Source organism: Streptomyces sp. NPDC006012 (genome assembly GCF_042871185.1).
Classification (GTDB): domain Bacteria; phylum Actinomycetota; class Actinomycetes; order Streptomycetales; family Streptomycetaceae; genus Streptomyces.
Window position 1 is genome coordinate 202,440 of sequence record NZ_JBIAIE010000014.1, and the last position, 11,216, is coordinate 213,655.

General features: G+C 70.4%; 7 protein-coding genes. 5 read left to right on the top strand and 2 right to left on the bottom strand.

Going from position 1 to position 11,216, the window contains the following annotated elements; translation table 11 throughout:
• Nucleotides 1–188: 188 nt before the first annotated feature.
• Together ACFYPJ_RS23990 and ACFYPJ_RS23995 are read right to left on the bottom strand one after the other, a co-directional pair.
• Complete coding sequence (locus tag ACFYPJ_RS23990) at nt 189–2,060, bottom strand: sensor histidine kinase (RefSeq protein ID WP_389020651.1); 1,872 nt, start codon at nt 2,058–2,060, stop codon at nt 189–191.
• Nucleotides 2,050–2,826 (bottom strand): response regulator transcription factor, encoded by a 777-nt coding sequence (locus ACFYPJ_RS23995; protein ID WP_389020654.1) that lies wholly within the window; start codon nt 2,824–2,826, stop codon nt 2,050–2,052. The genes ACFYPJ_RS23990 and ACFYPJ_RS23995 overlap by 11 nt, the downstream gene beginning before the upstream one ends.
• Nucleotides 2,827–2,939: 113 nt before the next feature.
• On the opposite strand from ACFYPJ_RS23995, the gene ACFYPJ_RS24000 reads away from it, so the two are divergent.
• The 5 genes from ACFYPJ_RS24000 to ACFYPJ_RS24020 form a co-directional block, all read left to right on the top strand.
• Entirely contained in the window at nt 2,940–3,644 is a 705-nt protein-coding gene (locus tag ACFYPJ_RS24000) for a hypothetical protein (RefSeq protein ID WP_389020656.1), read from the top strand.
• The gene (locus ACFYPJ_RS24005; protein WP_389020658.1) at nt 3,628–4,809 is read left to right on the top strand and encodes a hypothetical protein; all 1,182 of its coding nucleotides are present in this window, start codon (nt 3,628–3,630) and stop codon (nt 4,807–4,809) included. The genes ACFYPJ_RS24000 and ACFYPJ_RS24005 overlap by 17 nt, the downstream gene beginning before the upstream one ends.
• A 164-nt stretch (nt 4,810–4,973) precedes the next feature.
• Nucleotides 4,974–5,735 (top strand): ABC transporter ATP-binding protein, encoded by a 762-nt coding sequence (locus ACFYPJ_RS24010; protein ID WP_389020695.1) that lies wholly within the window; start codon nt 4,974–4,976, stop codon nt 5,733–5,735.
• A complete protein-coding gene (locus tag ACFYPJ_RS24015; RefSeq protein WP_389020661.1) occupies nt 5,732–6,952 on the top strand; it encodes an ABC transporter permease in 1,221 nt (406 codons plus the stop codon). Before ACFYPJ_RS24010 ends, ACFYPJ_RS24015 begins: the two co-directional genes overlap by 4 nt.
• Before the next feature lie 789 nt (nt 6,953–7,741).
• Nucleotides 7,742–11,216: amino acid adenylation domain-containing protein (locus ACFYPJ_RS24020; RefSeq protein WP_389020664.1), on the top strand; the 3,475-nt coding region annotated here is incomplete at its 3' end.

Here is an 11,216-nt window from a genome sequence, read left to right on the forward strand (position 1 = left end):
CGGCGCCGAGTTCGACCGGGACGCCGACGCGGCTGCCGTACTCGGTCCACGAGCCGTCGCAGTTCCTGACGTTCTCGACACCGGGCAACCCGTGCCGGACGAACCGGGCCAGGGCCCACGCCTGCCGATACGGCAGTAGGCGATGGTGTCCCCGGCGAGGTCCACGTTCTCCTCGGCGCGGAACTCCTTCACCGTGGTCGGGGCGGGGTCAGCGGCAGTCGCAGGATGAAGGTCGAGCCGGCGCCCAGGGTGCTGCGGGCCTCGACCGTGCCACCGTGCGCCTCGATCAGCTTGCGCACGATCGACAGGCCGAGCCCGCTGCCACCGGTCTGGCGCGAGCGGGACTTCTCGGCCCGCCAGAAACGCTCGAAGACGTAACGCAGGTCCTCGGGCGCGATCCCCGGGCCCGTGTCGGAAACCTCGATCCGGACGCCCGCCCCGGTGACGGCCGCGGCTGCCCTCCCGGCCTGGACGGGGACGGGCAGGTCACCGGCTGCCTTCAGGAGCACGGTGCCGCCGGGCGGGGTGTGGCGGATGGCGTTCGACACGAGGTTGCCGACCGCCTGCCGCAGCCGTACCGGGTCTGCCGGCACCATCAGTTCCGGGTCCGCCGCCACCACGAGCCGCACCTTTGCGGCCTCGGCCCCAGGACCGTGGCCCTGAGCCGTCTGGGCGAGGACGTCGGCCACACTCAGCAGCTCGGTGGCGAGCCGCAGTTCCCCCGCGTCGGCCGCCGAGAGGTCCCGCAGGTCGTCGATGACGTGCTGGAGCAGCATCGCCTCCTCCAGCACAGAGGCCACCAGCTTCTCGTCCGGTGGGACGACACCGTCCTCGACCGCCTCCAGCCAGCCGCGGATGTTGGTCAGCGGCGTGCGCAGCTCATGCGACACATCGCTCACCATCGCCTTGCGAGCCGACTCCAGCTGCTCGCGCCGCCGTGACATCGCGTTGAACGCGGCCGACAGCCGCGCGATCTCGTCGCCGCCCGTCACCTCGACCCGCGCCGAGACGTCCCCGGCCTCCATCCGCTGTGCGGCCAGCGTGAGCCTGCGCAACGGCCGGATGAGCCGGATGCCCGCGAAGGCCGTGACCGCGACGGTCACCAGCAGTACGAGCGCCGCGCCCCACGCGATCCGCAGCTTGTTGGGCGCCGACAGGTCGAGGAAGGTGGTGGCGGTCTGGTCGCCAGGGCTGCTGACGTAGAGCTGAGCGGCGGGCGCCACGTACGGCTCCAGCTGCTCCGCACGCCCGCTGGTGAGGCAGTCACGCACGTCCTTGTCAGGCGCGGGCATACGGGATTGCGCGCGCAGCGGCTGCCAGGACCCGTCGAGTCGCATGGTCACCCCGCTCAGTCCCCGCCGCGTCAGGCAACTGCCGACCAGACCGTCGAGGGTCGTGAGTGCCTTCCGCTCCGACGGCATCGGGTTGTTCAGCGCCGCCGCCCCGCACCGGTCACCGACGGGCACTCCCTCCGGTGTGCGAACCACGGGCCGGCCGCTGGGGCCGACCACCATCCGCGCCGCGGCACCCGCGGTCCGCAAGCACTCGACGACAACCCGAGCCGAGCCCAGCAGCCGTGTGCTCTCCGCGTCCGACACCCGGTACGGGCCGACCACACGCGGGTCGATCCCTCCCTCGCGCGCCACGGCGGGCAGCAGCTGCGGATCGACCGCCAGCGGGTCGATGACCGCGGTCGGCTGGGGCGAGGGCACGTACGGGTGGCCGGACACCGGTGCGGAGTCCGCCAGCGTCCGCTCGCCATCGCGCAGGACGATCCGGTGCCCGGTCGTCCGCCCCAGCTCGGCCACGGTGGGTCCCACCGCGTCCCAGTTCCGGTGCCGTGCCGCGTAGCCGACCAGCACGTCGTACGTCTTCGTGTCGTCGGCGAGGGCCTTGCCCTGCTCCTGACGGATCGCTACCGCCGTCGTCCGCACGACCACCCACGTCGTGGCCGTGATCGAGCACACCGACACCAGTGCCGTCACGGCAAGCAGCCGCAGGAGCAGGCTGCGCCGCACCAGCACGGCGAAACCTGACCCCGCCGATGCCTCACGGCTCATGGCGCACGCCCCCGGGCCGGGACGGACGTCCGCCGTCGGAAAGCTTGTAACCCACCCCGTACACGGTCACCAGACACACCGGCCGGCGCGGGTTCTCCTCGATCTTCTTCCGCAGGTTCATGATGTGCACATCGACCGTCCGTGTGGTGATGTACTGGTCGAAGCCGTGCAGCCGCTCCAGGATCTGTGGCCGGGTGAACACCTGCCCCGGCCGGCCCGCGAGCACCTCCAGCAGCCGGAACTCCCCCGGTGTGCAGGAGATCCTCGTCCCATACGCCCACACCTCATGCCGGGCCGGGTCGACGACGACCGCGCCCGCGCGCAGCAGGTCGCCGCCCGGCGGCCCGCCTGCCGCGCCCGCCACGTCCGCAACTCCGGGCGCCGCCCGGGCGCGCACGCCGCGCCGCAGCAGCGCCCGGATGCGGGCCATCAGCTCACGCGGACTGAACGGTTTGGTCAGGTAGTCGTCCGCGCCCAGGTCCAGACCGAGGAGCAGATCGTCCTCGGTGGACCGGGCGGTCACCATCAGCACCGGGAGCCCGGCGAGGCCGGCCTCCGACCGGATGGTCCGGCACACCCCGAGCCCGTCCAGCCCAGGCATCATCACGTCGAGCACCAGCAGGTCGGGCAGCCGACGGCGGATCTCTTCGAGCGCAGCCCGGCCGTCCGGGACGAGGAACACGCAGTGGCCCTCGTGTTCCAGGTAGCGGCGGATCAGCTCGGCCTGCTTGGCGTCGTCCTCAGCGACGACAACATGCGCGCACATGCCGCGATTTTTACAAACCCCCACGACGCGCTCGAACACCCCGAGCACGAGACCACAACAGGACTACCGCATCCTGACAAGTTTGTGACAAGCACCAGCAACGCTCCGGTGCCATGGAATACCAGACAGGCCGGCCGCGCCCCGCCGCCGGCGCCCCCGACACCGCGCTCGCCCCGCGGGCAACGCGCCGCGCCCGGACCGCCGTCCTGAGCGCCGCCCTCCTGGCGGCGGGCCTTGTCCTCACGGCCTGCGGCGGCGGGGACAGCAGCACCGACAGCGGACAGAAATCGTCGGACAGCGGCGTCGCCTCGTTGCCGACCGCCTCGTCGGGCGGCAAGAAGGCGGAGGACCCCTCCGCCGCGCAGTCCTCCGACGCCGCCATCGAGGCCAAGCGCCCGCAGGTGCGCCTGGACAGCTCCCAGGAGGAGATCGACCAGCTCTGGAACGTGTACTGGGCGTGCCTTCAGGCCCACGGCGTGCCGATGTACACCGGGCGGGTCGAGCACCCCGGCGACCAGGCGCCCCCGGTGCAGGAGCAGAAGGTCACCGACCAATACAAGGCGCAGTATCACGCGTGCCTGTACAAGATGCCGCTCCAGCCGGCCGAGGAGCGCCCCGAGACCAACCCGCACTACGCGGACGACTACCGTGCCTACGTCAAGTGCCTGAGGGCGAAGGGCTACAAGGTCCACCAGGTCTTCACATCCGACGGGAACCCTGACGGCTGGACCTTTGACGACAACAACGACGGCGGTATCCCGACGGACAAGGCCGACCGTGACTGCCGCCTGGAGGCTTTCGGTGGCAAGGGCAAGTAGGGGTGCCGCGCCCCCGTCGGCCGACGGTGACAGCCGGGGCGGGCCTCGGACCGGCAGCCGGATCGCCGTCGCTGTCGCCGTGCTCGCCGTCGTCGCGGGCGGAGCCTGGGGCGCAACGGCGCTGAAGCGGCACGGGGACGCCAACCACACCAAGCCCGCCGGAGTGCCGTCCGCCCAGACCACGCTCATCCAGCGCACCGACCTGTCCGACAGCAAGGCGCTGCCCGGCACGCTCGGCTACGGCACGGCGGTCACGATCAAGGGCGCGGGCCAGGGCCTGATCACCAGACTGCCGGCGAGCGGATCGACGGTGACCCGCGGAAAACCCCTGTACTGGCAGGACGACCAGCCGGTCATGGTCTTCTACGGCGACACCCCGGTATTCCGCACGCTGGACAAGGCGGCCGTCAAGGCCAAGGCGAGCGGCGCCGATGTGACCGTCCTCGCGGACAACCTCAAGGCCCTCGGGTACGACATCGGCCCCGAGCAGCGCACCGTGCAGCCTTCCGCCGGCCCGGCCAAGGCACCTGCGACCGTCCTGACCTCCTCCCTCCTCGACGCGCTGAAGCGCTGGCAGCGCGACACGGGCCAGCAGCAGACCCGGACGCTGTCAATCGGCCAGGCGATCGTGCTGCCCGGCCCCGTCCGCGTGGGCGCGGTCAAGGCTCAGCTCGGCGACCCGGCGACGGAGGACGTCCTGTCGGTGACCTCCCGGCACAAGTCGGTGTCGGTGACGGCCGACGCCGGCGACGCGGCCCAGATCCACAAGGGCGACAAGGTCCTCATCACCCTGCCCGACACCCGGCAGGTGCCCGGAAAAGTGACGTCGGTCGGCACGGCTGTGCAGGGCGGCCCAGATGCCCAAGCCGACCCGTCCGGCAGCGACTCCTCGCCGTCGTTGCAGGTCACCGTGGTGCCGGAGGACAGCGCCTCGGTCAAGAACCTGGACGCGGCACCCGTGCGGGTGACCTTCACGACGGAGACCCGCAAGAACGTCCTCGCCGTGCCGGTGGGCGCGCTCCTCGCGCTTCAGGAGGGCGGCTACGCGCTCCAGCGCCCAGGCGGACAACTGGTCGCCGTGAAGACGGGACTGTTCGCCAAGGGCCGGGTCGAGGTCTCGGGCACGGGGATCAAGGAGGGCGAGCGGGTGGTGACGGCGTCGTGAGAGCCCACCACCGCTCGCCCCGCGAGGGCAAGCACCGCGACGTCGTGGCGCCCGGCACCGGGCCGCACGCCACGACGGCCCCAGCGCCCGACGACGACACGTTCCCCACACCCGCCGCCGACGACACCCTGCGCATCCTCGCCGTACCCGCCGAGCCGTCCGTCGTGCTGCGGCTCACGAACGCGACCAAGGCGTTCCCCGGCGGCGTGACGGCGCTCGACGACGTGTCCCTGACCATCCACGAGGGCGAACTGCTTGCCATCGTCGGCCCGTCCGGCTCCGGCAAGTCCACGCTGCTGAACATCATGGGCACACTCGACCTGCCCACCCGCGGCACCGTGGAGATCGCGGGGCAGGACGCGGCGTCCCTGAGCGACCGGCGGCTGTCCGCACTGCGCGGGCGGTGGCTCGGCTTCGTCTTCCAGCAGTTCCACCTGACGGAGGGGCTGACCGCGGTCGAGAACGTCGCCACCAGCCTGCTGTACGCGGGGGTGCCGCGCAGGCGGCGCACCCCGCTCGCGGTTGCCGCACTGGAACGGGTCGGGCTCGGCCACCGGGTCGGGCATCTGCCGCACCAGTTGTCCGGTGGCGAACGGCAGCGCGTCGCGATCGCCCGCGCGCTGGTCAACGAACCCGCCCTGGTGCTCGCGGACGAGCCGACCGGCGCACTGGACTCCGCCAACGGCCAGGCCGTTCTCGACCTGCTCGTCCGACTGAACGAAGAGGGCACCACCATCGCTGTGATCACACACGACGGGGACATCGCGGCGCGGCTGCCACGCCAGGTGGAGATGCGCGACGGGAGCATCGTCAAAGACACCGGACCGCGCCGGGGCCCGGCGCGGTACCAGGGCACCGGCTCCGCGCCGGCGGCCGGCCTCGCCGCGGACGGCGCCTCCGGCCCGGCCCCCAGGGAGCACCGGTGAGCGCGGCCTCCCCCGAGCGGCTCGCCCGTCCGGCCCGGCAGAGCCCGTCCGACGTGCTGCGGCTGGGTCTGCTCGGCATCCGGACCCGCAGACTGCGTGCCGTGCTGTCCGCGCTCGGCATCTCCATCGGCATCGCGACCCTCGTCCTGGTGACGGGCATTCCGGCGTCCAGCCAGCGGGCGCTGAACGACCAGTTGTCCGCACTCGGCACGAACATGCTCCGTGCGAGCCCTCAGCCCGGCCAGGATCCTCCGGTGGCGCTGCCCGCGTCCGCCGACAAGATGGCTGCTCGCATCGGTCCGGTCACGGCGACCGGCCAGGTCGCCAACACCCACCAGCTGGTGCACCGTTCGGACCGGACCGACCCCCACGACGGACTGGGCCTCACGGTCCTGGCCAGCGGCAACGGCCTGCTGTCGGCGGTGAACGGCCACGTACGGGCAGGGAAGTTCCTCGACGCCGCGGCCGACCGGCTGCCGACAGCGGTCCTCGGCTACGAGGCGGCGTCCCGCCTCGGTGTGACCAGCCTGGCACCGGGCCGGCAGGCACCGCAGATCGTCATCGGAACCACGTGGTTCACGGTCATCGGCATCCTCGATCCGCTGCCGCTCGCGCCGGACCTGGACCGCTCGGTGCTGGTCGGCTGGGAGGCGGCGAAGAAGACGCTCGCGTTCGACGGGCATCCCACCGTCGTCTACGTCAAGGCACGCGAGGACGCCATCGAGGCGGTCTCGTCCGTGCTGCCCGCCACCTTGTACCCACAACTGCCGGGACTGGTACAGGTCAGCCGCCCTTCGGACGCCCTGGCGGCGAAGCGGGCGACGAACAGCGCCTTCTCGTCCCTGTTCCTCGGCCTTGCGGGGGTGGCCCTGCTCGTGGGCGGGATCGGTGTGGCGAACACCATGTACATCTCGGTGCTGGAACGCCGCAAGGAGATCGGCCTGCGGCGCGCGCTCGGCGCGAACCGGGGCCAGATCAGAGGTCAGTTCCTCACCGAGTCGGTGGTGCTGTCACTTCTCGGCGGGATCGCGGGCACGGTGATCGGGGTACTGGCCACCGCCGGTTTCGCCCTCTACGAGGGCTGGCAGCCCGTCATCCCGCTCACGGTGCTCGGTGCGGGGGTGGGCGGTGCCGTGGTGATCGGGATGGTGGCGGGCGTATACCCCTCGATCCGTGCGGCACGGCTCACCCCGACCGAGGCACTCGCCACGACATGACACGAGGACGCGGTCCGCTGGGCGGGAACACCTGGCCGTGCGCAGTGCTTCGTCGCGTTGGGTGATCTCGCCCGGTGGTGCGCGTCCTCCCGGCATGAGGCCGGGGAAGGTGGAACGGCTCCGGGTGAGCTTTCGGGGTTCGTCGCCGATGTGGTCGGGCAAGCGGCCCCGTGCGGTATGTGCCGGGCCACCCTCGCGCGGTCCTTCCCGGAGGTCGCCCGACTGCTGCCCCGCTACGAGGCCCGACCAGACATCGAAGATGCCCGCTGCGCAGATGCCACCGTTCATTGCGTCGATCTCTCCGGCGTATCGCCGCGCCGTATGTGTTTCGGCGTGTCAAGTTGCGCTACCACACCCCCTGTTGCGTAGCCTGGGTCTTGATCTTCCGTCAGGAACACATGTTTCAGGCTGGCTCCGGGAGCGGTTACTTGGTCGGCCTGCCGACCTCCTTTGCAACAAGGAAGTTGACCGGAGGTCAGTCCACAGATCTGTGAGAAACATGTGACCCTAGGTGATTTTGAAACATATGTAGCGCTCTGCAATACTGCGGCAAGGTGTTCGCCGCCGATCAGACCCTCTCGGGGCGTCCGTTGCTGGTCGTCTGCGAGATACCACGCCGGCTCCGGGACTCCTTTCCGGACAGGGCAAGTCTGCGGTGTAGCCCCGTGATCGGGCCGTTCCTTGCTGCTGCACACCCGGACCGGGTGTGCACCTGTCGGGGCGTTTGACACACGGTCGGTAATCATGCCCTGGGCAAGCGGCAATTCATCAGTTGCGGGAGATCAGAGCATGGGCATCGAGGAACTCTACGTGCAGTTCGGCCTCCGTTCCGTGAAGATTCGGAGGGACGGGGAGAACATCGCGATCCGCGCTCCCAAGAACGCACTCGATGCCGCCTTCGTCCAGGCCGTTCGTGACAACAAACACGCACTGCTGGAGCAGATCGACCGCGGTGGCCTGGAGTGGTGGAGCCCCGCGACGGTCATCACCCCGCCGATGCTGCCGCTGGTGTCGCTCACCCAGGAACAGATCGACCTGGTGGTGGCCGCCGTACCCGGCGGCACGCCGAACGTCCAGGACATCTACCCGCTCGGGCCGTTGCAGGAGGGAATCCTCTTCCATCACCTGCTCGGCGGCGACGGCGACGCCTACCTGCTCTCCAGCCTGATCGCCTTCGACGACCGAGGGCTGCTGGACCAGTTCACCGGTGCCTTGCAGCAGGTCATGAACCGCCACGACATCCTGCGGACCTCCGTGGTGTGGGAAGGTCTGCCCCAGCCCGTGCAGGTCGTCCACCGCTGGGTCGAACTGCCCGTCGACGAGATCGGCCTCGATGCCGGCGACGTCAGCGCCGCCGACCAGCTCAGGGAACGGTTCCATCCCAGCCGGTTCCGGCTCGACCTGCGCCGGGCGCCCTGGCTGCGGGGGGTGGTCGCCCACGACGAGGAGAACGGGCGCTGGCTGATGCTGGTGCTGCTGCACCACATGGCCGGCGACCACACCACCTTCGACGTGCTCCAGGAGGAGATCGCCGCCATCGCCACCGACGTGGCGCTGCCAACTCCGGTTCCCTACCGCAATGTTGTCGCACAGGCGCTGTTGGGAGTCAGCGAAGCCGAGCACCGGAGCTTCTTCTCCGCTCTGCTGCGCGACGTGGACGAGCCGACGGCGCCGTTCGGACTTCTGGACGTGCGGGGCGACGGCACCGACGTCACCGAAGCCGTGGTCCGGATCAGCGACCCGGTCGCCCGGGCCCTGCGGAACCAGGCGCGTCGCCTGGGAACGTCGACCGCGAGCCTGTTCCACCTGGCCTGGGCCCAGGTCCTGGCGCGGGTGACGGGCCGGGACGACGTGGTGTTCGGCACCGTGCTGTTCGGGCGGATGCACGGCGGTGCCGGGGCCGAACGCGGTCTGGGCCTGTTCATCAACACCCTTCCGGTCCGGATCGCGATCGGCAGGGCGTCCGTCGAGACGGACGCCCAGGAGACCCACCGGCAGCTGACCGAACTGCTGCGGCATGAGCATGCTTCGCTGACGCTGGCCCAGCAGGCGAGCGCCGTCGCGCCGTCGGCACCGCTGTTCACCAGCCTGCTGAACTACCGCCACAGCGGCCGCCCCCTGTCGTCCCGGGACGCCGCGGACGTCTGGCGAGGGGTGGAGTTCCTCGACAGCCGGGAGCGCACCAACTACCCCGTGGTGATCTCGGTCGACGACCTGGGAGAGGGATTCACCGTCACGGCGCAGATCGCCGACGACGACCGGGGCGGCGCCGCCGTGGACCCGGCCCGGGTGGGAGCCCTGCTGGCGAGCGCCGTCGAGAAGGTAGTCCAGACCCTGGAACAGGCCCCGCGGACCCCGGCCGGGGAACTCGACATCCTGCCCCAGGCCGAGCATGACCTCCTGACCACTGGCTTCAACACTCCGCGGACCCCGCTCGGACCGACACCGACAACCCCCCTGACCGCCCTGTTCCAGGACCGGGTCGCGGCCGCGCCGGATGCCGTGGCGGTGGTGCACGGGGGTCGTTCGCTGACGTATGCGGAGCTGAATGCCCGTGCCAACCGGTTGGCACATGCGTTGCGTTCGGCCGGAGTGGGTCCGGATGTTCTGGTCGGTGTGTGTGCCGAGCGTGGGCTGGATCTCGTGGTGGCGTTGCTGGGTGTGCTGAAGGCGGGTGGCGCGTATGTGCCGTTGGACCCGGCGTATCCGGTGGACCGGCTTGCTCACATGCTGTCCGACAGTGCTCCGCGGGCGGTGGTGACGGCGGGGGCCGGTGCGGTCGCGGTCATGGAGGAACTCGCGGGTGAACTGCCGGTTCTTGACCTGGCTGAGCTGGATGCCGGGGATGGGGTGTTCGCTGGTTGCCCGGAGTCGGATCCGGTGGGGGTGGGGCTGCGTCCGGAGCATTTGGCGTATGTGATCTATACGTCGGGTTCGACGGGTGTGCCGAAGGGTGTGATGGTTGAGCACCGGAACGTGTCGCGGTTGTTCTCGGCGACGGATGCGTGGTTCGGCTTCGGCGCCGACGATGTCTGGACTCTGGCGCATTCGTATGCGTTCGACTTCTCGGTGTGGGAGTTGTGGGGTGCGCTGCTGCACGGGGGCCGGTTGGTGGTTGTGCCGGCTGACGTGGTGCGTTCGCCGGAGGATCTGTATGCGTTGGTGTGTGCCGAGGGTGTGACGGTTCTCAGTCAGACGCCGTCGGCGTTTGCGCCGTTGGTGCGGGCGCAGTCGGTGTCGGAGGCGGGTCACCGGCTGCGGTTGGTGGTCTTTGGTGGTGAGGCGTTGGAGCCTGCTTCGCTGCGGCCGTGGTTCGAGCAGAACCCTGGTGCAGGGACGCGGTTGGTGAACATGTACGGGATCACGGAGACGACCGTGCATGTGACGTACCGGCCGGTGAGTGAGGAGGACGTCGACTCCGTGGGTAGCCCGATCGGTGTGCCGATCCCGGACCTGCGCGTGCACGTCCTCGACCCGCAGGGCCGTCCCGCCCCGGTCGGGGTCGCCGGGGAGATGTTCGTCGGTGGCGCGGGCGTGGCCCGCGGTTATCTGAACCGTCCCGAGCTGACGGCTGAGCGTTTCGTGGTCGTGGAGGGTGAGCGGTTCTACCGGAGTGGTGACCTGGGTCGTTGGCGGTCCGACGGTTCGCTGGAGTATCTGGGGCGTAACGACTTCCAGGTGAAGGTTCGTGGGTTCCGGATCGAACTGGGGGAGATCGAGGCGCGGTTGCTGGACCACCCGGGTATCCGGGAGGCTGTGGTTGTCCCTCGGGAGGATGTGCCGGGGGATCAGCGGCTGGTGGCCTATTACGTGGCCGGACCGGATGTGGCCGGACCGGATGTGGCCGGACCGGATGTGGCCGGACCGGATGTGTCCGTTGAGGGGCTGCGGGTTCATCTGGCGCGGAGTCTGCCCGATTACATGGTTCCGGCGGCTTTCGTCGCGCTGGCTTCCGTGCCGTTGACAGTGAACGGGAAGCTGGACCGGCGTGCTCTGCCGGCTCCGGATGCGAGTGCCTCCCGGGCCGGTGAGTTCGTCGCCGCGCAGGGGGCGGTCGAGGAGGCGCTGGCTGGGGTCTGGTCGCAGGTGCTGGGCGTGGACCGGGTGGGCCGGCATGACAACTTCTTTGAGCTGGGCGGGCACTCCCTGCTGGCCGTGACGCTGGTCGGGCGGCTGCGGGAGGCGGGGTTCGCCGCCGATGTGCGTACGGTGTTCACGGCGCCGACGGTCGCTGCGCTGGCCGTGGCGATGGCCGGGGCGTCCG

Coding starts and splice junctions, on each gene's coding strand:
- ACFYPJ_RS23990 (WP_389020651.1), bottom strand. CDS start 2,060: ATGAGCCGTGAGGCATCGGCGGGGTCAGGTTTCGCCGTGCTGGTGCGG.
- ACFYPJ_RS24000 (WP_389020656.1), top strand. CDS start 2,940: ATGGAATACCAGACAGGCCGGCCGCGCCCCGCCGCCGGCGCCCCCGAC.
- ACFYPJ_RS23995 (WP_389020654.1), bottom strand. CDS start 2,826: ATGTGCGCGCATGTTGTCGTCGCTGAGGACGACGCCAAGCAGGCCGAG.